This is a genomic window from Microbacterium sp. NPDC057741, assembly GCF_042798735.1.
Taxonomy (GTDB): Bacteria; Actinomycetota; Actinomycetes; order Actinomycetales; family Microbacteriaceae; genus Microbacterium.
In genome coordinates, this window is the sequence record NZ_JBHVJW010000005.1 from 123,296 (window position 1) to 144,743 (window position 21,448).

Below are 21,448 nucleotides of genomic sequence, written 5' to 3' on the forward strand. Positions count from 1 at the left end.
CCGAAAGTCCAGGGTAACGCACAGGAGGGGCCGGAGAATCTCCGACCCCTCCTGGTGCTGGTCACCAGCCGGTCACTTGATGGAACCGCCGGCGGCGACGATCTTCTGCTCGGCGCTGCCCGAGACCTTGTCGACCGAGACCGTGAGCTTGACGGAGATCTCTCCGTCGCCCAGGACCTTGACCTTCTCGTTCTTGCGAACGGCACCCTTGGCGACCAGGTCGCTGACGGTGACGTCGCCACCGGTCGGGTACAGCTCGGCGAGCTTGTTCAGGTTCACGACCTGGTACTCGACGCGGAACGGGTTCTTGAAGCCACGCAGCTTCGGGGTGCGCATGTGCAGCGGCATCTGCCCACCCTCGAATCCGACGCGAACGGTGTTGCGAGCCTTGGTGCCCTTGGTACCGCGACCCGCGGTCTTGCCCTTGGAGCCCTCACCGCGACCGACACGGGTCTTCGCGGTGTTGGCGCCGGGGACCGGACGCAGGTGGTGGACCTTCAGAACGCCGGGACGCGACGCCGGAGCATCCTTCGTCTCAGCCTTCTTCGCGGGCGCCTTCTTGGCGGCAGTCTTGGGAGCGGCCTTCTTGGGGGCCTTCTCCTCGACTGCTTCGTTCTTCTCAGCCATTAGTCGATCTCCTCAACCTTGACGAGGTGAGCGACGGTCCGGACGTAGCCGCGCGTCTGCGCGTCATCGGGACGGACGACCGAGTCGCCGATCTTCTTGAGACCGAGCGAACGCAGCGTGTCGCGCTGGTTCTGCTTCTCGCTCACCTTGGACTTGACCTGGGTCACCTTCAGACGAGCGGCCATCAGGCACCCACCTTCTGTGCGGCGGCGGCCGCAGCGGCCTTCGCCTCGTTGCGGATGATGATCTCCGGCACGACGGCGTCGTAGTCGAGGCCACGACGTGCGGCCACGGCGCGGGGCTCCTCGAGAGCCTTCAGCGCGGTCACGGTCGCGTGCACGATGTTGATCGTGTTCGACGAACCGAGCGACTTCGACAGGACGTCGTGGATGCCGGCGCACTCGAGCACGGCGCGGACCGGACCACCGGCGATGACACCGGTACCGGCAGCGGCCGGACGCAGCAGCACCACACCGGCGGCGGACTCGCCCTGCACCGGGTGCGGGATGGTCGAGCCGACGCGCGGGACGCGGAAGAAGTTGCGCTTGGCCTCTTCGACACCCTTCGAGATCGCCAGGGGGACCTCGCGGGCCTTGCCGTAGCCGACGCCCACCAGACCGTTGCCGTCACCGACGACCACGAGAGCGGTGAAGCTGAAGCGACGACCACCCTTCACGACCTTCGAGACGCGGTTGATGGTGACGACGCGCTCCAGGAACTGGTTGTCGCCACGGTCGCGCGAGTTGCGGTCGCGACCCTGGTTGCGGTCACCGCGGCCACCGCGACGGTTGTCGCGCTGCTCGCGAGCCGGCTCAGTCGCCTGAGCCTCGGCAGCGGGCTGCTGCTCGGTCACTTCGTTCTCCTTGTTGTCACTCACAGTGCCAGCCCTCCTTCGCGGGCGCCGTCGGCGATCGCCGCGACGCGACCCGCGTAGCGGTTGCCACCACGGTCGAAGACGACCTCGGAGACGCCGACGGCCTTCGCACGCTCGGCGACGAGCTCGCCGACCTTGCGGGCCTTGGCGGTCTTGTCACCGTCGAAGGTGCGCAGGTCGGTCTCGAGAGTCGATGCGGATGCCACGGTGTGGCCCTTGCTGTCATCCACGATCTGCACGAAGACGTGACGAGCGGAGCGGGTGACGACCAGGCGCGGACGCGCCTCGGTGCCGACGACCTTCTTGCGAAGACGGGCGTGACGACGCGCGCGGGCGTCGGACTTTGACTTCAGAGCCATGGTTACTTACCACTCTTTCCGGCCTTGCGACGCACGATCTCGCCGGCGTAGCGGACACCCTTGCCCTTGTACGGCTCGGGCTTGCGGATCTTGCGGATGTTCGCAGCCGCCTCACCGACGGCCTGCTTGTCGATTCCGCTGACGGTCACCTTGTTGGTGCCCTCCACCACGAAGGAGATGCCCTCCGGCGGGTCCACCAGCACGGGGTGCGAGAAGCCGAGGGCGAACTCGATCGAGCTGCCCTTCTGCTGCACGCGGTAACCGGTGCCGACGACCTCGAGGCCCTTGGTGTAGCCCTGGGTGACGCCGATGATGTTGTTGTTGATGAGCGTGCGGGTCAGGCCGTGAAGCGACCGCGACGCGCGCTCGTCGTCGGGACGGGAGACCAGAACCTGGTTCTCCTCGACCGCGACCTCGATGGGGCTGGCCACCTGCAGGGTGAGCTCACCCTTGGGGCCCTTCACCGCGACCTCACGACCGGCGACCGAAACGGTCACGCCCGCGGGGATCTCGATGGGAAGTCGTCCAATACGCGACATTTCAGGTCACCACACGTAGGCGAGAACTTCTCCGCCCACGCCCTTCTTCTCAGCCTGACGGTCCGTGAGGAGACCGGAGGACGTGGACAGGATGGCGACGCCGAGGCCACCGAGGACCTTGGGAAGCTCCGTGGACTTGGCGTACACGCGCAGGCCGGGCTTCGACACGCGCTTGATGCCGGCGATGGAGCGCTCACGGTTGGGACCGTACTTGAGCGACATGGTGAGGGTCTTGCCCACGCGGGCGTCGGTCACCTCGAAGCCGGCGATGTAGCCCTCCTTCTGGAGGATCTCGGCGATGTGCGTCTTCAGCTTGCTCGACGGAAGCGACACGCTGTCGTGGTGCGCCGAGTTCGCGTTGCGCAGACGGGTCAGCATGTCTGCGACCGGGTCTGTCATTGTCATTGTGATTTTCCTTCGTTCATTGAGGTTCCGGCTGCCGTTACACGACAGACGGCCTGCGATGAGCACGCAATCTTCAATTGTACGTGCAATCGGGTGGGCCCGATGACCAGGTCATCGAGCCCACCCGAGGACTCACGCCGCGGCGTCGGCGGCCTTGAACGGGAAGCCGAGGTGGCGCAGCAGCGCACGACCCTCGTCATCCGTCTTGGCCGACGTCACCACGGTGATGTCGAATCCGCGGACGCGGTCGATCTTGTCCTGATCGATCTCGTGGAACACGCTCTGCTCCGTGAGACCGAAGGTGTAGTTGCCGTTGCCGTCGAACTGCTGGCCCGACAGACCGCGGAAGTCGCGGATGCGGGGCAGTGCGAGGTTCACCAGGCGGTCCAGGAACTCCCAGGCGCGGTCACCGCGGAGGGTGACGTGCGCGCCGATGGCCTGGCCCTCGCGCAGCTTGAACTGCGCGATCGACTTGCGTGCCTTGGTGACGATCGGCTTCTGACCGGTGATCTTGGTGAGGTCGTCGACCGCACCATCGATCACCTTGGAGTCACGAGCCGCCTCGCCGACGCCGGTGTTGACGACAACCTTGACCAGTCCGGGGATCTGCATGACGTTGACGTAGCCGAACTCGTCCTGCAGGGCCTTCTTGATCTCGGTGTTGTACTTCTGCTTGAGGCGGGGCTGGATCTTGCCAGCCTCCACGGCAGTGGTGTCGCTCATCAGATGTCCTTACCCGACTTCTTCGCGTAGCGCACGCGGACCGTGCGCTTCACGCCGTCCTTCGTCTGCTCCTCGACGCGGTGACCGACGCGGGTCGGCTTCTTGGTCGAGGGGTCGACGAGTGCGACGTTGGAAATGTGGATGGGCGCCTCGACGGTCTCGATGCCACCGGTCTTGGTGCCACGCTGCGTCTGGCCGACACGCGTGTGCTTGGTGACGTAATTCACGCCCTCCACGACCACGCGGTTCTGCTCGACGAGGACCTCGAGGACCTTGCCCTGCTTGCCGCGGTCGCCGCCCTTGTCCTGCTTGCGGCCGGTGATGACCTCGACGAGGTCGCCCTTCTTGATGTTCGCCATGATCAGATGACCTCCGGGGCGAGCGAGACGATCTTCATGAACTTCTTGTCACGAAGCTCACGACCGACCGGTCCGAAGATGCGGGTGCCGCGGGGCTCCCCGTCAGCCTTCAGGATCACGGCGGCGTTCTCGTCGAACTTGATGTACGAGCCGTCTGCACGACGCGTCTGCTTCTTGGTGCGGACGATGACGGCCTTGACCACATCGCCCTTCTTGACGTTGCCGCCCGGGATCGCGTCCTTGACGGTCGCGACGATCGTGTCACCGAGACCGGCGTAACGGCGGCGCGAGCCACCGAGAACGCGGATGGTGAGCAGCTCCTTCGCGCCGGTGTTGTCGGCGACCTTGAGGCGGGACTCCTGCTGGATCACTTGGCCTTCTCCAGAATCTCCACCAGACGCCAGCGCTTGGTGGCGCTCAGCGGCCGGGTCTCGTTGATGAGGACGAGGTCGCCGATGCCGGCGGTGTTGTTCTCGTCGTGCGCCTTGACCTTCGAGGTGCGGCGGATGACCTTGCCGTACAGCGGGTGCTTCACGCGGTCCTCGACCTCGACGACGATGGTCTTGTCCATCTTGTCGCTGACGACGTAGCCGCGGCGCGCCTTGCGGTAGCCACGAACCTCGGCCTCGACGGCCGGGGCGGCTTCAGCAGCCTTCTTCTCAGCCATTACTCGGCCTCCTCCTTCGGCGCCTCAGCCTCTGCGGCCTTCTTCGCCTTCGCCTTGGACGCCTTCTTCTCCGGCGCCGCAACGGGAGCCGGCGTCGCACGGATGCCGAGCTCGCGCTCACGGATGACGGTGTAGAGGCGCGCGATGTCGCGCTTCACGGTGCGGATGCGGCCGTGGCTCTCCAGCTGGCCGGTGGCCGACTGGAAACGGAGGTTGAACAGCTCCTCCTTGGCCTTGCGCAGCTCCTCGACGAGGCGCTGGTCTTCGAACGTGTCGAGCTCTGCCGGAGCGAGCTCCTTGGTGCCGATCGCCATTACGCGTCGCCCTCCTCGCGCTTGATGATGCGTGCCTTGAGAGGCAGCTTGTGGATTGCTCGGGTGAGGGCCTCGCGTGCGAGCTCCTCATTCACGCCCGCGACCTCGAAGAGGACGCGACCCGGCTTGACGTTGGCGACCCACCACTCGGGGGAACCCTTACCGGAACCCATGCGGGTCTCAGCAGGCTTCTTGGTGAGCGGACGGTCGGGGTAGATGTTGATCCACACCTTTCCACCACGCTTGATGTGACGGGTCATCGCGATACGAGCTGCCTCGATCTGACGGTTGGTCACGTAAGCGGGGGTGAGAGCCTGGATACCGAACTCGCCGAAGGAGACCTTCGTTCCGCCGGTGGCCTGGCCCGTGCGCTTCGGGTGGTGCTGCTTGCGGTACTTGACCTTACGAGGGATAAGCATCAGGCAGACGCTCCTTCTGCGACGGGAGCCTCGTTGCGACGGTCACCGCGGTCGCCACGGGGGCCACGACGGTCGCCACGCTCGCGCGAAGGCTTCTGGTTGGCCTGCTCACGAGCAAGCTCCTTGTTGGTGAGGTCGCCCTTGTAGATCCAGACCTTCACGCCGATGCGGCCGAAGGTGGTCTTGGCCTCGTAGAAGCCGTAGTCGATGTTCGCGCGCAGCGTGTGCAGCGGCACACGACCCTCGCGGTAGAACTCGGAGCGGCTCATCTCCGCGCCGCCGAGGCGGCCGGAGACCTGGATGCGGATGCCCTTGGCGCCGGCGCGCTGAGCGCCCTGCAGACCCTTGCGCATCGCGCGACGGAACGCCACGCGAGCCGAGAGCTGCTCGGCGATGCCCTGGGCGACCAGCTGAGCGTCGGCCTCGGGGTTCTTGACCTCGAGGATGTTCAGCTGGATCTGCTTGCCGGTGAGCTTCTCGAGGTCGGCGCGGATGCGCTCGGCCTCGGCGCCGCGGCGGCCGATGACGATACCCGGACGAGCGGTGTGGATGTCCACACGCACGCGGTCACGGGTGCGCTCGATCTCGATGCCGGACACGCCGGCACGGTCGAGCTGCGTCTGCAGCAGCTTGCGGATCTTGATGTCCTCGGCGACGTAGTCAGCGTAACGCTGGCCCGGCTTCGTCGAATCCGAGAACCAACGCGACACGTGGTCGGTCGTGATGCCGAGGCGGAAGCCGTACGGGTTGACCTTCTGGCCCATTACTTGCTCGCCTTCTTCGTCTCGGCGGCCGGAGCCGCCTCAGCGACCTCGGGGGTCGCCAGCACGACCGTGATGTGGCTCGTGCGCTTCTTGATCTGGAAAGCACGACCCTGGGCGCGGGGCTGGAAACGCTTGAGCGTCGTGCCCTCGTCGACGTACGCGTTCTTCACGTACAGGTCCTGCTCGTCGAGGTACTCGCCGTCACGATCAGCCTTCACCTGCGCGTTGGCCATGGCCGACGCGACAAGCTTGTAGATCGGCTCGCTGGCGCTCTGCGGAGCGAACTTCAGGATGGCCAGGGCCTCCTGAGCCTGCTTGCCCTTGATGAGCGCGACGACACGACGAGCCTTCTGAGGGGTCACGCGGATGTGTCGCACGCGTGCGATGGACTCCACCATTTCTCTCTCCTCTGTCTCTCAGACAGTCGCCGCGTCAGCGGCGACGGCCCTTCTTGTCGTCCTTCTCGTGGCCGCGGAAGGTGCGGGTGGGCGCGAACTCGCCCAGCTTGTGGCCGACCATGGTCTCGGTCACGAACACGGGGATGTGCTTGCGACCGTCGTGGACGGCGATGGTGTGTCCCAGCATGGCGGGGATGATCATCGACCGGCGCGACCAGGTCTTGATGACGTTCTTCGTACCGGCTTCGTTCTGACCGATCACCTTGCGAAGCAGGTGCTCGTCGACGAAGGGGCCCTTCTTCAGACTGCGTGGCATCTTCCTCTACTCCTACTTGCGCTTCTTGCCAGCGGTACGGCGACGCACGATGTACTTGTCGCTTTCCTTGTTGGCGTGACGGGTGCGGCCCTCGGCCTGGCCCCACGGGGAGACGGGGTGACGTCCACCGGAGGTCTTGCCCTCACCACCACCGTGCGGGTGGTCGACCGGGTTCATGGCGACACCGCGGACGGTCGGGCGGATGCCCTTCCAGCGGTTGCGGCCGGCCTTGCCCCAGTTGATGTTCGACTGCTCGGCGTTGCCGACCTCGCCGATCGTCGCACGGCAGCGCGCGTCGACGTTGCGGATCTCGCCCGAGGGCAGACGCAGCTGAGCGTAGGGGCCGTCCTTCGCGACCAGACGCACGGAGGCGCCGGCCGAACGGGCCATCTTCGCACCGCCGCCGGGACGCAGCTCGATCGCGTGGATCACGGTACCGGTGGGGATGTTCTTCAGCGGCAGGTTGTTGCCCGGCTTGATGTCGGCCGAGGGACCCGACTCGACGATGTCGCCCTGCTTCAGCTTGTTCGGCGCGATGATGTAGCGCTTCTCGCCGTCGAAGTAGTGCAGCAGCGCGATGCGCGCGGTGCGGTTGGGGTCGTACTCGATGTGAGCGACCTTGGCGTCGATGCCGTCCTTGTCATTGCGACGGAAGTCGATGACGCGATACTGACGCTTGTGGCCACCACCGATGTGGCGGGTGGTGATGCGGCCCTGGTTGTTACGGCCACCGGTCTTGCTCAGCGGACGCAGCAGCGACTTCTCCGGCGTCGATCGGGTGATCTCGGCGAAGTCGGCCACAGACGAACCGCGGCGACCGGGGGTCGTGGGCTTGTACTTGCGAATAGCCATTATTAGTCCTTATCCCCCGGTCAGCCGACTGCCGTGAAGATGTCGATGGTGCCGGACTTCAGCGTGACGATGGCGCGCTTGGTGTCCTTGCGCTTGCCGGTGCCGAAGCGGGTGCGGCGGGCCTTGCCGACGCGGTTGAGAGTGTTCACGCCAGCGACCTTGACGCCGAAGATCTTCTCGATGGCGAGCTTGATCTCGGTCTTCGAGGCGCGGGTGTCCACGTAGAACGTGTACTTGCCCTCGTCGATCAGGCCGTAGCTCTTCTCGGAGACCACCGGGCCCAGGATGATGTCGCGCGGGTCCTTGTTGAAGGCCGCGGAGAGGGCGGATGCCTGCTCGGTCATGCCGAGACCTCCTCGGTTGCGCCGGTCTTCGAGGCGATGAAGCCCTCCAGAGCGGCCTGGGTGAAGACGATGTCGTCGGCGACGAGCACGTCGTAGGCGTTCAGCTGGTCGAACGTCAGCACGTGCACCTCGGAGAGGTTGCGCACGCTGAGCAGCGTCAGGTCGTCGCCGCGCTCGGTGACGATCAGGACGTTCTTCGACGGCGAGACCTGCGCGATCAGCGCGGCCGCGGCCTTGGTCGAGGGCGTGCCCTCGATGCCGAAGTTCTCGACGGCGTGCAGACGCTCACCGCGGAAGCGGTCGCTCAGCGCACCCAGCAGGGCGGCGGCGATCATCTTCTTGGGGGTGCGCTGCGAGTAGTCGCGCGGCTTCGGGCCGTGCACGATGCCACCACCGGTCATGTGCGGCGCGCGGATCGAACCCTGACGGGCGTTACCCGTGCCCTTCTGCTTGAAGGGCTTGCGGCCGGCACCGGAGACCTCACCGCGACGCTTGGTCGAGTGGGTGCCCTGGCGAGCCGCCGCGAGCTGCGCGACGACGACCTGGTGGATGAGCGGGATGTTCGTCTTGACGTCGAACAGGTCGGCGGGCAGCTCGATCGAGCCGGCCTTCTTGCCGTCTGCCTTCAGGACGTCGAGCGCGAGAGTCGAGTCAGCCATGTTCAGGCACCCTTCACTGCGTTGCGGACGTAGACGATGCGGCCGCGAGCACCGGGGACGGCGCCCTTGACGAGCATGAGTCCCTTCTCGGCGTCGATGGCGTGCACCTTCAGGTTGAGGACGGTGACGCGCTCGCCACCCATGCGACCGGCCATGCGCATGCCCTTGAACACGCGGCTCGGGGTTGCCGAGGCGCCGATCGAACCGGGCTTGCGGTGGTTGCGGTGCGAACCATGCGAGGCGGAGACGCCCTTGAAGTTGTGGCGCTTCATGACACCGGCGAAGCCCTTGCCCTTGCTCGTGCCGACGACGTCGACGAGCTGGCCGGCCTCGAAGGTGCCGTCAACCGTGAGCTCCTGACCGAGTGAGTAGTCAGCAGCATCCGCGGTGCGGATCTCGGTGACGTGGCGGCGCGGCGTGACGCCGGCTGCCTCGAAGTGCTTCGCGAGCGGCTGGGTGACCTTGCGGGGGTCGATCTGGCCGTAGGCGATCTGAACGGCGTTGTAGCCGTCCTTCTCGGGCGTGCGGACCTGCGTGACGACGTTCGGTGCGATCTCGATCACGGTGACGGGAACGAGCTTGCCGTTCTCATCCCAGACCTGAGTCATGCCGAGCTTGGTGCCGAGCAGGGCCTTGGAAACCTTGTTGTTGATGTCAACCATGTCGAACCTCAGAGCTTGATCTCGATGTTGACATCGGCCGGCAGGTCGAGACGCATCAGCGAGTCGACGGCCTTGGGCGTCGGGTCGATGATGTCGATCAGACGCTTGTGGGTGCGCATCTCGAAGTGCTCGCGGCTGTCCTTGTACTTGTGCGGCGAACGGATCACAGCGATCACGTTCTTCTCCGTCGGAAGGGGCACGGGGCCCACGACGGTCGCGCCCGCACGGGTCACGGTGTCGACGATCTTGCGTGCCGACGAGTCGATCACCTCGTGGTCATACGACTTCAGGCGAATGCGGATCTTCTGTCCCGCCATTTGTCTGCTCACTCTCTTTAAGGCGTCTTACCACTCCGGGCCGGGTGACCCGGGGGCATTGGACGCACGTCGGCGCTGTTGCGCCTGGCGCTTGCGCACCCTGTTCTCTTTTCACACGGAAGACGCCGGCACCCTGGTGCCCGCGTCTTCGAGTAGGAGATGCACTTCGTCTCGGGCTTCGCCCTCGCTCAGTACAAGTTCTGCTGCCCGCGGCCTAGATCCCTGCACGCCGAATCGCGAAGATCGGATGCCGTCTATGCACTGCCTGGCAGTGATCCCGCGCAGAGCGCAGGAATGTGGAACCTGTCTATTCTGCCATGCCGGATTCGACTACTGCAAACCCGGGCGTGTCGCGCGTCGTTCCGCGGTTCTCAGCCGTGCCCGCTCAGGCTTTGATCGCCGTGAACGTGAACGGCTGCGCAGTGATCACGAACCCGTCGCAGCCGGGGACCGAGACGCTGACCGTCCCGGTCACGTCCCGCTCATTGCCGTCGCCGTTGTTGAAACTCACCGCGAAGTCCATGAAGGTCGCGTCCGCATCGCCGGTCACCGTGAGAATGCCGGTCGCCGGATCATATGAGGAGACGCAGTTGTGCGAATCGGTCGTGGTCTTCACGTCGTCCGGGTTGTCGAACGCCACGATCACGACCGCTCCGTTCACCGAGACCGGATCGCCGCAGTGGGCGAGCGTGACAGTGTCCTTGTACTGCCACGCACCCGTCTCCTTCTCGAGGGACTGCGTGAGCGCGTAGCCCTCGCAGTCGACGCATCCGCTGGCCGCGTGAGCAGGCACCGCCACCGCCGCGGCGACCACCGGCACTGACCAGGCCGCACCTTTGAGCACGTTGCGCCGGCGGATGCCTCGTCCGTCGCCGTCCTGTGCCATGCTCCGAGTCTATCGAGGACGCACGGAACGGCGGGATGCCGCAGCATCCCGCCGTTCCGGAAGATCACTCGTTGCCGACGGCCTTGTCGAGGTTGCCTCGCACCTCGTCCACCTTGCCGGCCTGGTCCTCGGGAAGGATCTTCTTCGCGAGACCCGCGAGGGTGTCGAGCACGTTGTCGCTGACGCCCTCCGCCTGCTCGCTCTTCAGAGCCTGGTCGACCTTGTCCTTGTTCTCCTCGTAGAACGTCTTGGCCTTGGCGAGCGCGTCGTCCGCTGCCCCGCCGAGCTTGTCCGCGTTCTGCTCGAAGAACTCCTTCACCTTGTTCACCGCATCGGCGGCCTGGTTCTCGTCTGCCATGTCGGGCTCCCCTCCGGGTCGGTTCGCCGGCGGACGCCGGCAAGGCCATTCTGCCTGCGGCATCCCCTCAGCGGAAGAGCGCGACCTCACCCGGACATGACAAAGGGGCCGGACCCGCAGGTCCGACCCCTCCGATCTCAGAGAGAGATTACTTCACGATCTTCGTGACCGTGCCGGCGCCGACGGTGCGGCCACCCTCACGGATCGCGAAGCCGAGGCCCTCCTCCATGGCGATCGGCTGGATCAGCTCGACCGACATGTCGGTGGTGTCACCGGGCATGACCATCTCGGTGCCCTCGGGCAGCGAGATGACGCCGGTGACGTCGGTGGTGCGGAAGTAGAACTGCGGGCGGTAGTTCGTGTAGAAGGGGTTGTGGCGGCCACCCTCGTTCTTGTTGAGGATGTACGCGGTGCCCTCGAACTCCGTGTGCGGGGTGATCGAACCCGGCTTCACGACGACCTGGCCGCGCTCGACGTCCTCGCGCTTGGTGCCGCGGAGGAGCAGACCGCAGTTCTCGCCGGCCCAGGCCTCGTCGAGCTGCTTGTGGAACATCTCGATACCGGTGACCGTGGTCTTCTGCGTCGGGCGCAGGCCCACGATCTCGACCTCGGAGTTGATCGCCAGGGTGCCACGCTCGGCGCGGCCGGTGACGACGGTGCCACGACCGGTGATCGTGAAGACGTCCTCGATCGGCATCAGGAACGGCTTGTCGCGGTCACGCACCGGGTCCGGAACGTGCTCGTCGACGGCGTTCATCAGCTCGACGATCGACTCGACCCACTTCTCGTCGCCCTCGAGAGCCTTCAGGCCCGAGACGCGGACGACAGGAGCGTTGTCGCCGTCGAAGTCGTTCTTGGAGAGCTCCTCGCGGACCTCCATCTCGACGAGCTCGAGGATCTCCTCGTCGTCGACCATGTCGGACTTGTTCAGCGCGACCAGCAGGTAGGGGACGCCGACCTGCTTGGCGAGCAGGATGTGCTCCTTGGTCTGCGCCATCATGCCGTCGGTGGCGGCGACCACGAGGATCGCGCCGTCCATCTGAGCGGCACCGGTGATCATGTTCTTGATGTAGTCGGCGTGACCCGGGGCGTCGACGTGAGCGTAGTGACGCTTGGGGGTCTCGTACTCGACGTGCGAGATGTTGATCGTGATACCGCGCTGACGCTCCTCCGGAGCGGAGTCGATGGTCGAGAAGTCACGAACGACGTTGACGTCGGACGGGTACTTGTCGGCGAGCACCTTCGAGATCGCAGCAGTGAGCGTGGTCTTGCCGTGGTCGACGTGACCGATCGTTCCGATGTTGACGTGCGGCTTGGTCCGCTCGAACTTGGCCTTGGCCACTTGGTCCTCCTCAGGACGTTCGTGTAGAGATCGCCGGGCACTGGATTGTGACCGGCTCCCTACAGATTTCGGTTTCTCAGTTTAGTAGAGACGCAATGTGAAGTTGTGGAGAGTCCGGGATGCCGCCGCGAAGCGGCATCCCGGACAAGGGCTTACTCGCCCTTGGTCTTCTGGACGATCTCGTCCGCCACGGCGCGGGGCACCTCGGCGTAGGAGTCGAACTCCATCGAGTAGACCGCACGGCCCGAGGTCTTCGAGCGCAGGTCGCCGATGTAGCCGAACATCTCGGACAGCGGCACCGACGCGCGGATGACCTTGACGCCCTGGGCGTCCTCCATGGACTGGATCTGGCCACGACGCGAGTTCAGGTCGCCGATGACGTCGCCCATGTACTCCTCCGGAGTACGGACCTCGACGGCCATCAGCGGCTCGAGCAGCACCGGGTTCGCGCGCTTGATGGCCTCCTTGAAGCCCATCGAGCCCGCGATCTTGAACGCCATCTCCGAGGAGTCGACGTCGTGCGAGGCACCGTCGAGCAGGATCGCCTTGACGCCCACCATCGGGTAGCCCGCCAGCGCACCGGTCGCCATGGCGTCCTGGAAGCCCTGGTTCGTCGGCTCGATGTACTCGCGCGGGATGCGGCCACCGGTGACCTTGTTCTCGAACTCGTACGTCTTGTCGGCCGTGACCTCAAGAGGCTCGATCGTGAACTGGATCTTCGCGAACTGACCCGATCCACCGGTCTGCTTCTTGTGGGTGTAGTCGTGCTTCTCGACGGCCTTCTTGATCGTCTCGCGGTACGCCACCTGCGGCTTGCCGACGTTCGCCTCGACCTTGAACTCGCGCTTCATGCGGTCCACGAGGATGTCGAGGTGCAGCTCGCCCATGCCCTTGATGGTCGTCTGACCGGTCTCGGGGTTGAGCTCGGTGCGGAAGGTCGGGTCCTCCTCAGCGAGCTTCTGGATGGCGACACCCAGCTTCTCCTGGTCGGCCTTGGTCTTCGGCTCGATGGCGACCTCGATCACCGGCTCCGGGAACGTCATCGACTCGAGGACGACCGGCTGCGCGATGTCGGCCAGGGTGTCACCGGTGGTGGTGTCCTTCAGGCCGATGACGGCGTAGATGTTGCCGGCGGTCAGCTTGTCGACCGGGTTCTCCTTGTTGGCGTGCATCTGGAAGATCTTCCCGATGCGCTCCTTCTTGCCCTTGGTCGAGTTGATGACCTGCGAGCCCGACTCGAGCTCACCCGAGTACACGCGGACGTAGGTCAGACGACCGAAGAACGGGTGCACGGCGACCTTGAAGGCCAGCGCCGCGAAGGGGTCCTTCGCGTCGGGGTGGCGGATGATGATCTTCTCTTCGTCCTTCGGGTCGTGCGCCTCGATGGCGGGCACGTCCAGCGGGGACGGCAGGAAGTCGACGACCGCGTCCAGCATCGGCTGCACACCGCGGTTCTTGAACGCCGAGCCGCACAGCACCGGGTAGATCTCGTCGGCGACCACGAGCTTGCGGATCGCGCCCTTGATCTCGGCGATGGTCAGCTCCTCGCCGCCGAAGAACTTCTCCAGAAGCTCCTCGTCGGTCTCGGCGACGGTCTCCAGCAGCTGCTGGCGGTACTCCTCGGCCTTGGCCTGGAGGTCGGCGGGGATCTCCTGGATCTCGTAGGAGGCACCCATCGTCACATCACCCTTGGCGTCGCCCGGCCAGACCAGGGCGCGCATCTCGATGAGGTCGACGACGCCGACGAAGTCGTTCTCAGCACCGATCGGCAGCTGCAGCACGAGCGGCTTGGCGCCAAGGCGGCTGATGATGGTGTCGACGGTGTAGTAGAAGTCCGCACCGAGCTTGTCCATCTTGTTGACGAAGCAGATGCGCGGAACGCCGTACTTGTCGGCCTGACGCCACACGGTCTCGGACTGGGGCTCGACGCCCTCCTTGCCGTCGAAGACGGCGACGGCACCGTCGAGCACGCGGAGCGAGCGCTCCACCTCGACGGTGAAGTCGACGTGACCCGGGGTGTCGATGATGTTGATCTGGTTCTTGTTCCAGAAGCTGGTCACGGCGGCAGACGTGATCGTGATGCCGCGCTCCTTCTCCTGCTCCATCCAGTCGGTCGTCGACGCGCCGTCGTGGGTCTCGCCCAGCTTGTGGTTGACACCCGTGTAGAACAGGATGCGCTCGGTCGTCGTGGTCTTGCCGGCATCGATGTGCGCCATGATGCCGATGTTGCGGACCTTGCTCAGGTCGGTGAGCACTTCTTGTGCCACAGGAGTGTCCTTATCTGTCTAGCAGTGGTACTGCGAAGAATGGATGCCGGTCCCCGGCGGATGGCCGGGGACCGGCGAAGCCGCCTGTTACCAGCGGTAGTGCGCGAAGGCGCGGTTCGACTCGGCCATCTTGTGGGTGTCCTCGCGGCGCTTGACCGCGGCACCGAGGCCGTTCGAGGCGTCGAGGATCTCGTTCTGCAGACGCTCGGTCATCGTCTTCTCGCGACGACCCTTCGCGTAGCTGACGAGCCAGCGCAGCGCGAGGGTGTTCGCGCGGTGCGGCTTGACCTCGACCGGAACCTGGTAGGTCGAGCCGCCGACGCGGCGGCTGCGGACCTCGAGGGTGGGGCGCACGTTGTCGAGCGCCTTCTTGAGCGTTGCGACCGCGTCCTCACCGTTCTTGGCGTGGACGCCCTCGAGCGCGCCGTACACGATCGACTCGGCGAGCGACTTCTTGCCGTCGACGAGGATCTTGTTCACGAGCGAGGTGACGATCGGAGCGCCGTAGACCGGGTCGTTGACGACGGGGCGCTTGGGGGCGGGACCCTTACGAGGCATCTAACTCAACCCTTCTTCGCGCCGTAGCGGGAACGAGCCTGCTTACGGTTCTTGACTGCCTGGGTGTCGAGCGCACCACGGACGATCTTGTAGCGGACACCGGGGAGGTCCTTCACACGACCGCCGCGGACGAGCACCAGCGAGTGCTCCTGAAGGTTGTGGCCCTCACCGGGGATGTAGGCCGTGACCTCGGTGCCGTTGCGCAGCTTCACACGGGCGACCTTGCGCATCGCCGAGTTCGGCTTCTTCGGGGTGGTGGTGTACACACGGGTGCACACGCCGGCCTGCTGCGGGTTCGACTTCAGAGCGGGCGCCTTGGTCTTGTTGACCTTCGGCGAACGTCCCTTGCGAACCAACTGCTGAATGGTTGGCACGTTCTCTCCTAATAGTGCTGCACGGTGACAGCATGATGGGTTTCACATCATGACCCACCGGCGTGACGGAACCGCCGCGCTTTTGGTGTGATGGGTATGCCGTGGGGGCGGATCGGCGAATGCCGACGCCCTGGCGTGAGCGCACAGCAGTGCGCACACTCGACCAAGTGTAATCCGGCGTAACGTCCCCGGTCAAATGATCGCGGAGGCCACGCCGATCAGCGCAGATCGCGCATCCTGGCGACCACTCCCCGGCCCGTGCCCTCGCGCCGTTCGCCGGCCACGGCGATGATCAGCAGCACCGCGCCGATCGTGGCCAGGGTGATCCACCACGGCATGGATTCTATGCCGCGGCCGAGCTGCACGGCGAAGACGAACACGTTCTCGACGGGAAGCACGATGAGCCCGAGGATGAACGGGGCCGACAGTCGGCGCGCGGCGCCGATCAGGATCGCCGCCAGGGCGAGCACCATCACCAGGATCGCCCGCCAGGTGAGCGGGTCGGTGAACGTCGAGACGATGGATGCCGACCACAGGACGATCAGGCCAGGGGCGAGCAGCGGCCACGAGCCCTGCCAGCCGCGCGGCCAGTCGACGAGGCGGGCATCCGCGCCCGGCGCACCGCGCAGACCGTGCGCGCCCGCGGCGAGCAGGAACGCGCCGAGCGGCAGCGAGAACCACTCCACGCGGAGATCGCGCGGACTCCATGCGACGACTGCGGTGACGAAGGCGATGCCGAACAGGAACCAGACCGGCGGCAGCATCCCGCCACGATCGGACGCCGCGAAGACCATCAGCGCGAGCACTGCCACCATCAGCGCCCACATCGCCCAGATCACCGACCAGTCCCGCTCGATCGCCGGCCACACGCCGACCATGAACGCCAGCGCGGTCGGCGCGTAGAGCCACCTGGACGCCGTGAATCGCGTGAGCGCGGGTCCGGACGCCGCATCCCGCAGCATCCGCGCGGCGATGACGATTCCGAGTGCTGCCAACGCGCTGAGGCCCGCGCACGCCAGCAGCACGCCGATCGCCGAGGGCTCCGCCGGCGCGGCATCCCGTCCCGTTCCCCAGCGCACGGCCTGGATCGTGCCTGCGAGCATGGCGACCACGGCGACGCCGAGCGCGGGTGCGCGCAGGACGCGCAGCCGGCGCAGGCGCGGAGCGCCGCTGCGGGCGACCAGCGCGGTCGCAGCGAGCAGCACCCAGCCGGCGGCGAGCAGGCCGGACGACCGCCAGGGGACGTCGTCCGAGGCGGCCGCGCCCGCGACGAGCATGTCGAGGGGCACGACCGCCACGGCCATCCCCGCGGCGAACAGCCCGACGGCCGGGCGTCCGCGCATCGTGAGGAGGATGCCCACCGCTGCGGCGCCGAGCGCGGGCGGCAGCAGGTACGCCTCGGGCAGCTCCACCCCGGCCAGCGCCCACGCCGACCACAGGGCTCCGGTGAACGCCGCGGCCGAGACCCACCATCCGTACCTGCGCCCGGCGACGACGGCCGCGAGAGCGGCGCCCAGGCCCAGCACGATCAGCACCAGGCACGCAGTGCCCAGCCCGGCAGCCTCGCGCGAGAGCGCGAGGAACACGGCGATCCCGCCGGTCAGCAGCGCGGATGCCTCGATCGCGATGCGCGCCGCGTCGGCGGTCTGCTCGTCGCGACCGCGCGCGACGAGCAGATCGGCGACGAGCGGACCGGATGCCAGTGCGACGGCGACCAGCACGGCGATGATCGGCAGCGCCACCGGCGACCCGCTCTGCACGAGCAGCTGGGCGCACAGGCACACGACGACCACGGCGAGCGTCGGCACCAGCAGCCCGGCGGCGACGATCCGCACCGGCTCGGTGAGGCCGGGCCTTCGGGTCAGCAGCAGCACGAGGGCGAGCGCGAACATGGTCCCGGTCGACAGCGCCGTCCAGCCGCTGCGCTCGATGAGCACCTGCACGACCCCGATCGCGAAGGGCGCCGTCGCAACGCCGAGCACGGCGTACCAGTTGCGAGCGCCGATCCTCGTCAGGAATGTCGCGACGATCGCTCCGAGCAGGCCGACGGATGTCGTCAGTGAGAACTGCACGATACCCGTGATCCCGGCCAGCGACAGCGCCGTGGCCACCAGCGCGAGTGCGTAGCCGTACCCCGCTCCGACGTGCAGGAACCGCACCTCCGCGGGGAGCGAGCGGGCGATCACCGCGAGAGCGATCAGGATCGCGGCTCCGGCCGGGGGCACCAGCGTCCTGTCCTGCCACGACAGCAGCACGGCGACGAGCAGCGCGACGTGCACGGCCACGATGAGCAGTACGCGCACGGCTTCCGAGCGGCGGCCGGGCCCGGTGAGCAGCGCGGCGCCGACCACCGCGGCCGCGACGACCACCACGCCGACACTCCAGGCCAGAGGGAGCGCCCCGGAACAGGCGAGCGTGAACACGGCACCGGTCGCATACAGCACGGCGACGATATGCGCGGGGAGGCGCAGTCGCTCCGTCCCGCGCTCGGGGCGCGCGCAGCTGGCGAAGGCGACGAAGCCCAGGGCGACGACGGCGAGGCCGATCACGGCCGGCAGCGTGCCCGCGCCGAGCACCGGTTCCGCGTCGAGGAACGGGTTCACTTCTGCGGGCGGCTGACCGCTCATGTCCTGCAGCAGCGACCGTCCGATGAAGAGTCCGGTGACCACCGCGGGAAGGCTCGTGACTCCGAGCGCGAGTGCGGCGCCGCCGGCCAGAGAGGAGCGCGAGGTGCGACTCGGCAGCGGCACCAGCGCGGTGAGGAGAAGCACGATCGCCGCGCCGGCCGGGACGACTGCGACGATCCACTCGCCTCGCTCATACGGGCTGAGCTCGGTGAGCAGGCTTCCGGCGAGAGCGGCCCCCGCTGCTGCGGCCAGAGCACCGCCGAGCAGACTCCAGAACTGTGCCAGAGTCTGCCTCGCGGCCAGCACGCCGTGCAGCGCGAGCACGGCGAGCACCAGCGCGGCGGCGAAGCCGGACCCGCCGCCGAAGACGATGCGCGCGATCGCGAGCAGGGTCACGATCAGCTGCAGCGTCGTGAGCGACGCCGCTTCGAAGGCGAGCGGGCGTCGCGGCTCGGCCTCCGGTTCGCCCTCGGATGCCGGGACTGCCGCATCCGGCGCCTCGACCTGCTTCGCCGGGAAGCGTGCCGCGAAGCGCGGCAGCAGAGCACACAGCCCCGTCGCCGCGAAGCCCGAGACGGCGATCAGAAGCGCGGCGGCCAGAGCATCGCTCGCGGCGAAGCCGAGCATGACCGGCACGACGGCGAGGCCGAGCAGCGAGGCCCACAACCAGATCCGGATGCGAGCGCGCAGCGCCGCCGCGAGCATCAGACCGCCGGCGACGGCGGTCGCGATCGCACCGGAGATCCACGCTCCGGCGTCGGTGTGCGCGATGCCGGTCACGGCCTGCACGTCGAGCCCGACGAACACGAGCCCGAGGCCGCCGACAGCCTCCGCAGAGGACTGCAGCGTGCGGCGCGCGAGCAGCCAGGCGCCGCCGAGGAACACCAGGGTGACCAGCCCGATGATCAGGCTGCGCACCGTGCGATCCGCAAGGTCAGGGTTGAAGAAGGTGAACACGATCGCAGCGATCGCGAAGAGCCCGGCGCCGGCGGTGGCGAGCACCGACTGCAGGCTGGCACCGGGGCTCACTGCGGGCGACTCGCCCGCCAGCATCTGCGGGATCTGCGGCATCTGCGGGGCTGGCGGCGCCGCGGGTGGCGCCTGTCCTGCGACGGCGACCGGCGCCGCCGCGGTGGCCGTCGGGGGCGCGGCCGCGGAGTCCGACTCGGACACCGCCAGCGAGGCGGCCCCGACCGGTCCTGCACCGGGCTGCATCAGCCGGGCAGGCGTCCGAATCGCTGAACGCCTGCTGGTGAGCAGCACGCGGCGCTGCAGGTTCGCGCGGTTTCGAAGCACACGAGCGGCTTCCACGGACGCCGCCCAGAGGTCGGCTCCGGCCTGCCCGGTGAGGTCGACCGCGCAGTTCGGACAGACGCCGTCGATCAGCTGCGCGCTCGCGCAGACCGGGCAGTTGTTCACATCGAGCAGGTGCGCTGCGGCCTGCTCGCTCCAGTCGATGCCGCGTTCACTCGTGGCGCTCATCACTCCCCCTCCGGCACCCAGCGCAGGATGTCGCCCGGCTGGCAGTCCAGCACGCGGCAGATCGCGTCGAGGGTGGTGAACCGCACGGCCTTGGCCCGTCCGTTCTTCAGCACGGCGACGTTGGCAGGCGTGATGCCGATGGCGTCGGCGAAGTCCTGCACACTCATCTTGCGGCGGGCGAGCATGACGTCGATGTCGATCGCGATGGGCATCAGACCACCTCGGACAGATCCTGCTCGAGCTGCAGCGCCTTGTGCAGCAGTCCGCGCATGACACGCACCAGAAGGGCCAGCGCAATGCTGACCGTGACGCCGAGCAGCGCGAGGATCGTGAGGCCGGGGTTCGCCGCGCGCGCGGCGAACACCACGACGTAGCTGACCGCGACCAGCACAGCGGATGCCAGCATCGTGGCGCCGATGACGTCGACGTAGCGGAACGCGTCGGAGCTGAAGATGCGGTCGGACCGCACCAGGCCGAGCAGCTGGAACACGCACACCAGGACGACCTCGATCAGCGCGAGGAAGAGCACGGCGCCGATGATGCCCGGGATCTCGAGGAAAGCCACCTCGGGGTTGCGCTCCGCGGTACTGGCAGCGACCCCGGGAATCATGAAGACCTGCGCCACGAGCAGCAGCGCGAGCATGACGACGATCATCGCCTTGAGGGCGAGAGTGGCACGAGGCTGCATGACGTTCCTATCGACAGACGACGTATATCTATCGAAAAACGATAGCTGCAGCGATGGTGCCAGCGCAATCGCCCGGCGATGTGGCGGTCAGAGGGTGTCGGGGTCGAACGGCGAGTCCAGCGCCTCGCTCAGCTCGGCCAGCATCGCCTCGATCTGCGGCTCGACGTACTGCGAGATGGCCGCCTGCACCGCGAGCCGGTGCCGCAGAAGGATGCCGCAGATCTCGCGCCCGACCATGTTCGCGTACTCGTCGGCCAGCGAGACCTCCTGCCGCAGCGCAGCCTTCGCCTCCTCGCTCAGCGGCGGCAGCGGAGGAAGATCGGCGGCGGCGTCATCCGCCATCCCTGCGACGGTGAACAGGAACGGGGCGCCGGGCACGGGATCGGGATCCAGCGGCATCCCGTCGTACTCCGGCTCGAGGTCCTCCCCCGGACGATAACTGCGGGACCTGTTGCGGTCGGCCTGCTGGTCGAGCTCACGCTGCAGCATCGGCAGGTTGCGGGCGGTGTACTCGGCGACCGAGCGATCGACGATCGTCTTGATGCGCGTGGACAGCCCGTGCTGCACACCGTGCGGCACGTTGCCGCCGATCCCAACGGCGGAGAGCACGGGCGACCCGAGGCAGCGGCGGCACGGCGCGACGCGACCGCGGTGGGTGGCCGGCTCCCAGCGCGGCACCCAGCGCAACCAGGCCTCGACGGCCTGGTCCACCTGCGTCTCCAGCGAGCGCTCCACGGGACAAGCGTAAGCGGAGGATGCCGGACGGGCACGGAACCGCGCGGAATCAGGTCCGCTCAGCCCTCTTCGTCCTCCCAGGGCCAGTGCGGCCTCTGTGAACGGGTGCGGCGCAGGGCGACACCGATCCAGGCCGCCACCAGAGCCGCGAGCGCCACCACCAGGGATGCCCCGCCGACGACCAGCTGCATGACGGCAGCCGTCGCCGCCGCCACTCCTGCACCACCCGACAGAGCCGCCACCCAGACGCCCGCCAGGTGGGTGAGTGCGGTCGCCAGCCCGACCAGGACGGATGCCGGGTACGCCGGTCTCCGCTGACGCAGCGACGGTGCCAGGATCGCGACGAACACGATGATGGCCACGACCATGCCGACGACGCCAGGGTACTGGCCCAGATCGGGAACGCTGAGGATGTCGGAATCGGTGAAGTAGCTCAGCATCCCGAGCCCGAGGATGCCGAGCCCGAAGAACAGGACGGTGGCGAGGACCATCGCCAGGACGGCCGAGACCCCCGCGGCCTGTGGCTCGCGGGG

31 protein-coding genes are annotated in these 21,448 nt (G+C 67.2%); all 31 read right to left on the reverse strand.

Going from position 1 to position 21,448, the window contains the following annotated elements:
* Positions 1-72: 72 nt before the first annotated feature.
* Positions 73-627 carry a 50S ribosomal protein L15 gene (rplO, locus tag ACFVDO_RS15795; protein WP_378856454.1) on the reverse strand — a complete coding sequence of 185 codons (555 nt, stop codon included), beginning with the start codon at positions 625-627 and terminating at the stop codon, positions 73-75.
* Positions 627-812, reverse strand: a complete 186-nt coding sequence (gene rpmD, locus ACFVDO_RS15800; protein WP_157310497.1) for a 50S ribosomal protein L30 — start codon at positions 810-812, stop codon at positions 627-629. Before rpmD ends, rplO begins: the two co-directional genes overlap by 1 nt.
* Complete coding sequence (gene rpsE / locus ACFVDO_RS15805) at positions 812-1,504, reverse strand: 30S ribosomal protein S5 (RefSeq protein ID WP_116241755.1); 693 nt, start codon at positions 1,502-1,504, stop codon at positions 812-814. The genes rpmD and rpsE overlap by 1 nt, the downstream gene beginning before the upstream one ends.
* Positions 1,501-1,860 (reverse strand): 50S ribosomal protein L18, encoded by a 360-nt coding sequence (gene rplR, locus ACFVDO_RS15810; protein ID WP_378856456.1) that lies wholly within the window; start codon positions 1,858-1,860, stop codon positions 1,501-1,503. Before rplR ends, rpsE begins: the two co-directional genes overlap by 4 nt.
* A gap of 2 nt (positions 1,861-1,862) precedes the next feature.
* Positions 1,863-2,399: a 50S ribosomal protein L6 gene (gene rplF / locus ACFVDO_RS15815; RefSeq protein WP_378856458.1), complete on the reverse strand. Its 537-nt coding sequence runs from the start codon at positions 2,397-2,399 to the stop codon at positions 1,863-1,865.
* A gap of 6 nt (positions 2,400-2,405) precedes the next feature.
* A complete protein-coding gene (gene rpsH / locus ACFVDO_RS15820; RefSeq protein WP_378856460.1) occupies positions 2,406-2,804 on the reverse strand; it encodes a 30S ribosomal protein S8 in 399 nt (132 codons plus the stop codon).
* A 132-nt stretch (positions 2,805-2,936) separates the two neighbouring features.
* Positions 2,937-3,527 (reverse strand): 50S ribosomal protein L5, encoded by a 591-nt coding sequence (gene rplE, locus ACFVDO_RS15825; RefSeq protein WP_378856462.1) that lies wholly within the window; start codon positions 3,525-3,527, stop codon positions 2,937-2,939.
* Positions 3,527-3,886 (reverse strand): 50S ribosomal protein L24, encoded by a 360-nt coding sequence (gene rplX / locus ACFVDO_RS15830; RefSeq protein WP_116241750.1) that lies wholly within the window; start codon positions 3,884-3,886, stop codon positions 3,527-3,529. Before rplX ends, rplE begins: the two co-directional genes overlap by 1 nt.
* Before the next feature lie 2 nt (positions 3,887-3,888).
* On the reverse strand, positions 3,889-4,257 hold the full coding sequence (gene rplN / locus ACFVDO_RS15835) for a 50S ribosomal protein L14 (RefSeq protein WP_116241749.1): 369 nt from the start codon (positions 4,255-4,257) through the stop codon (positions 3,889-3,891).
* Complete coding sequence (rpsQ, locus tag ACFVDO_RS15840; protein ID WP_378856464.1) at positions 4,254-4,553, reverse strand: 30S ribosomal protein S17; 300 nt, start codon at positions 4,551-4,553, stop codon at positions 4,254-4,256. Before rpsQ ends, rplN begins: the two co-directional genes overlap by 4 nt.
* A complete protein-coding gene (gene rpmC, locus ACFVDO_RS15845) occupies positions 4,553-4,867 on the reverse strand; it encodes a 50S ribosomal protein L29 (protein ID WP_378856466.1) in 315 nt (104 codons plus the stop codon). The genes rpsQ and rpmC overlap by 1 nt, the downstream gene beginning before the upstream one ends.
* The gene (rplP, locus tag ACFVDO_RS15850; RefSeq protein ID WP_157310494.1) at positions 4,867-5,286 is read right to left on the reverse strand and encodes a 50S ribosomal protein L16; all 420 of its coding nucleotides are present in this window, start codon (positions 5,284-5,286) and stop codon (positions 4,867-4,869) included. Before rplP ends, rpmC begins: the two co-directional genes overlap by 1 nt.
* Positions 5,286-6,050, reverse strand: a complete 765-nt coding sequence (rpsC, locus tag ACFVDO_RS15855; RefSeq protein WP_116241745.1) for a 30S ribosomal protein S3 — start codon at positions 6,048-6,050, stop codon at positions 5,286-5,288. Before rpsC ends, rplP begins: the two co-directional genes overlap by 1 nt.
* Positions 6,050-6,448: a 50S ribosomal protein L22 gene (gene rplV / locus ACFVDO_RS15860; protein WP_116241744.1), complete on the reverse strand. Its 399-nt coding sequence runs from the start codon at positions 6,446-6,448 to the stop codon at positions 6,050-6,052. The genes rpsC and rplV overlap by 1 nt, the downstream gene beginning before the upstream one ends.
* Before the next feature lie 34 nt (positions 6,449-6,482).
* On the reverse strand, positions 6,483-6,764 hold the full coding sequence (gene rpsS / locus ACFVDO_RS15865; protein WP_116241743.1) for a 30S ribosomal protein S19: 282 nt from the start codon (positions 6,762-6,764) through the stop codon (positions 6,483-6,485).
* Positions 6,765-6,776: 12 nt separating this feature from the next.
* A complete protein-coding gene (rplB, locus tag ACFVDO_RS15870) occupies positions 6,777-7,616 on the reverse strand; it encodes a 50S ribosomal protein L2 (RefSeq protein WP_378856468.1) in 840 nt (279 codons plus the stop codon).
* Positions 7,617-7,636: 20 nt separating this feature from the next.
* The gene (gene rplW, locus ACFVDO_RS15875; RefSeq protein WP_378856470.1) at positions 7,637-7,960 is read right to left on the reverse strand and encodes a 50S ribosomal protein L23; all 324 of its coding nucleotides are present in this window, start codon (positions 7,958-7,960) and stop codon (positions 7,637-7,639) included.
* Positions 7,957-8,619, reverse strand: a complete 663-nt coding sequence (gene rplD, locus ACFVDO_RS15880; protein WP_378856472.1) for a 50S ribosomal protein L4 — start codon at positions 8,617-8,619, stop codon at positions 7,957-7,959. The genes rplW and rplD overlap by 4 nt, the downstream gene beginning before the upstream one ends.
* Positions 8,620-8,621: 2 nt before the next feature.
* A complete protein-coding gene (gene rplC, locus ACFVDO_RS15885) occupies positions 8,622-9,281 on the reverse strand; it encodes a 50S ribosomal protein L3 (RefSeq protein WP_378856474.1) in 660 nt (219 codons plus the stop codon).
* A gap of 8 nt (positions 9,282-9,289) precedes the next feature.
* Entirely contained in the window at positions 9,290-9,598 is a 309-nt protein-coding gene (gene rpsJ / locus ACFVDO_RS15890; protein WP_018171443.1) for a 30S ribosomal protein S10, read from the reverse strand.
* 385 nt (positions 9,599-9,983) lie between these two features.
* Positions 9,984-10,484: a hypothetical protein gene (locus tag ACFVDO_RS15895; protein ID WP_378856476.1), complete on the reverse strand. Its 501-nt coding sequence runs from the start codon at positions 10,482-10,484 to the stop codon at positions 9,984-9,986.
* 64 nt (positions 10,485-10,548) lie between these two features.
* Positions 10,549-10,842, reverse strand: a complete 294-nt coding sequence (locus ACFVDO_RS15900) for a hypothetical protein (protein WP_378856478.1) — start codon at positions 10,840-10,842, stop codon at positions 10,549-10,551.
* A 148-nt stretch (positions 10,843-10,990) separates the two neighbouring features.
* Positions 10,991-12,184, reverse strand: coding sequence for an elongation factor Tu (tuf, locus tag ACFVDO_RS15905; RefSeq protein ID WP_332837053.1), 1,194 nt, complete (start codon positions 12,182-12,184; stop codon positions 10,991-10,993).
* A gap of 152 nt (positions 12,185-12,336) precedes the next feature.
* Complete coding sequence (fusA, locus tag ACFVDO_RS15910; protein ID WP_378856480.1) at positions 12,337-14,451, reverse strand: elongation factor G; 2,115 nt, start codon at positions 14,449-14,451, stop codon at positions 12,337-12,339.
* 87 nt (positions 14,452-14,538) lie between these two features.
* Complete coding sequence (gene rpsG, locus ACFVDO_RS15915) at positions 14,539-15,009, reverse strand: 30S ribosomal protein S7 (RefSeq protein WP_116241736.1); 471 nt, start codon at positions 15,007-15,009, stop codon at positions 14,539-14,541.
* Between the two features lie 5 nt (positions 15,010-15,014).
* Positions 15,015-15,383 carry a 30S ribosomal protein S12 gene (rpsL, locus tag ACFVDO_RS15920; protein ID WP_116241735.1) on the reverse strand — a complete coding sequence of 123 codons (369 nt, stop codon included), beginning with the start codon at positions 15,381-15,383 and terminating at the stop codon, positions 15,015-15,017.
* Between the two features lie 218 nt (positions 15,384-15,601).
* On the reverse strand, positions 15,602-19,492 hold the full coding sequence (locus tag ACFVDO_RS15925) for an SCO7613 C-terminal domain-containing membrane protein (RefSeq protein WP_378856482.1): 3,891 nt from the start codon (positions 19,490-19,492) through the stop codon (positions 15,602-15,604).
* Positions 19,492-19,704: a helix-turn-helix domain-containing protein gene (locus tag ACFVDO_RS15930; protein ID WP_378856484.1), complete on the reverse strand. Its 213-nt coding sequence runs from the start codon at positions 19,702-19,704 to the stop codon at positions 19,492-19,494. The genes ACFVDO_RS15925 and ACFVDO_RS15930 overlap by 1 nt, the downstream gene beginning before the upstream one ends.
* Complete coding sequence (locus tag ACFVDO_RS15935) at positions 19,704-20,180, reverse strand: DUF2975 domain-containing protein (RefSeq protein ID WP_378856486.1); 477 nt, start codon at positions 20,178-20,180, stop codon at positions 19,704-19,706. Before ACFVDO_RS15935 ends, ACFVDO_RS15930 begins: the two co-directional genes overlap by 1 nt.
* Positions 20,181-20,267: 87 nt before the next feature.
* The gene (locus ACFVDO_RS15940; protein ID WP_378856488.1) at positions 20,268-20,915 is read right to left on the reverse strand and encodes a spermidine/putrescine ABC transporter substrate-binding protein; all 648 of its coding nucleotides are present in this window, start codon (positions 20,913-20,915) and stop codon (positions 20,268-20,270) included.
* 59 nt (positions 20,916-20,974) lie between these two features.
* The gene (locus ACFVDO_RS15945) at positions 20,975-21,406 is read right to left on the reverse strand and encodes a DUF6121 family protein (protein WP_378856490.1); all 432 of its coding nucleotides are present in this window, start codon (positions 21,404-21,406) and stop codon (positions 20,975-20,977) included.
* Positions 21,407-21,448 lie beyond the last annotated feature (42 nt).

Excerpts from the sequence above, each read along its gene's own strand:
- rplV (WP_116241744.1), bottom strand. The coding sequence starts at position 6,448 with ATGGTGGAGTCCATCGCACGCGTGCGACACATCCGCGTGACCCCTCAG.
- rplF (WP_378856458.1), bottom strand. The coding sequence starts at position 2,399 with ATGTCGCGTATTGGACGACTTCCCATCGAGATCCCCGCGGGCGTGACC.
- rplC (WP_378856474.1), bottom strand. The coding sequence starts at position 9,281 with ATGGTTGACATCAACAACAAGGTTTCCAAGGCCCTGCTCGGCACCAAG.
- ACFVDO_RS15900 (WP_378856478.1), bottom strand. The coding sequence starts at position 10,842 with ATGGCAGACGAGAACCAGGCCGCCGATGCGGTGAACAAGGTGAAGGAG.
- rpsC (WP_116241745.1), bottom strand. The coding sequence starts at position 6,050 with ATGGGCCAGAAGGTCAACCCGTACGGCTTCCGCCTCGGCATCACGACC.
- rpsH (WP_378856460.1), bottom strand. The coding sequence starts at position 2,804 with ATGACAATGACAGACCCGGTCGCAGACATGCTGACCCGTCTGCGCAAC.
- ACFVDO_RS15925 (WP_378856482.1), bottom strand. The coding sequence starts at position 19,492 with ATGAGCGCCACGAGTGAACGCGGCATCGACTGGAGCGAGCAGGCCGCA.
- rplD (WP_378856472.1), bottom strand. The coding sequence starts at position 8,619 with ATGGCTGACTCGACTCTCGCGCTCGACGTCCTGAAGGCAGACGGCAAG.
- rpsG (WP_116241736.1), bottom strand. The coding sequence starts at position 15,009 with ATGCCTCGTAAGGGTCCCGCCCCCAAGCGCCCCGTCGTCAACGACCCG.
- ACFVDO_RS15935 (WP_378856486.1), bottom strand. The coding sequence starts at position 20,180 with ATGCAGCCTCGTGCCACTCTCGCCCTCAAGGCGATGATCGTCGTCATG.
- rplE (WP_378856462.1), bottom strand. The coding sequence starts at position 3,527 with ATGAGCGACACCACTGCCGTGGAGGCTGGCAAGATCCAGCCCCGCCTC.
- rplW (WP_378856470.1), bottom strand. The coding sequence starts at position 7,960 with ATGACCGAGCAGGCATCCGCCCTCTCCGCGGCCTTCAACAAGGACCCG.
- rpsQ (WP_378856464.1), bottom strand. The coding sequence starts at position 4,553 with ATGGCTGAGAAGAAGGCTGCTGAAGCCGCCCCGGCCGTCGAGGCCGAG.
- rplX (WP_116241750.1), bottom strand. The coding sequence starts at position 3,886 with ATGGCGAACATCAAGAAGGGCGACCTCGTCGAGGTCATCACCGGCCGC.
- rplB (WP_378856468.1), bottom strand. The coding sequence starts at position 7,616 with ATGGCTATTCGCAAGTACAAGCCCACGACCCCCGGTCGCCGCGGTTCG.
- rplP (WP_157310494.1), bottom strand. The coding sequence starts at position 5,286 with ATGCTTATCCCTCGTAAGGTCAAGTACCGCAAGCAGCACCACCCGAAG.
- rplR (WP_378856456.1), bottom strand. The coding sequence starts at position 1,860 with ATGGCTCTGAAGTCAAAGTCCGACGCCCGCGCGCGTCGTCACGCCCGT.
- ACFVDO_RS15930 (WP_378856484.1), bottom strand. The coding sequence starts at position 19,704 with ATGCCCATCGCGATCGACATCGACGTCATGCTCGCCCGCCGCAAGATG.
- ACFVDO_RS15945 (WP_378856490.1), bottom strand. The coding sequence starts at position 21,406 with ATGGTCCTCGCCACCGTCCTGTTCTTCGGGCTCGGCATCCTCGGGCTC.
- rplO (WP_378856454.1), bottom strand. The coding sequence starts at position 627 with ATGGCTGAGAAGAACGAAGCAGTCGAGGAGAAGGCCCCCAAGAAGGCC.
- rpmD (WP_157310497.1), bottom strand. The coding sequence starts at position 812 with ATGGCCGCTCGTCTGAAGGTGACCCAGGTCAAGTCCAAGGTGAGCGAG.
- ACFVDO_RS15895 (WP_378856476.1), bottom strand. The coding sequence starts at position 10,484 with ATGGCACAGGACGGCGACGGACGAGGCATCCGCCGGCGCAACGTGCTC.
- rpsS (WP_116241743.1), bottom strand. The coding sequence starts at position 6,764 with ATGCCACGCAGTCTGAAGAAGGGCCCCTTCGTCGACGAGCACCTGCTT.
- rpsJ (WP_018171443.1), bottom strand. The coding sequence starts at position 9,598 with ATGGCGGGACAGAAGATCCGCATTCGCCTGAAGTCGTATGACCACGAG.
- rpmC (WP_378856466.1), bottom strand. The coding sequence starts at position 4,867 with ATGGCGATCGGCACCAAGGAGCTCGCTCCGGCAGAGCTCGACACGTTC.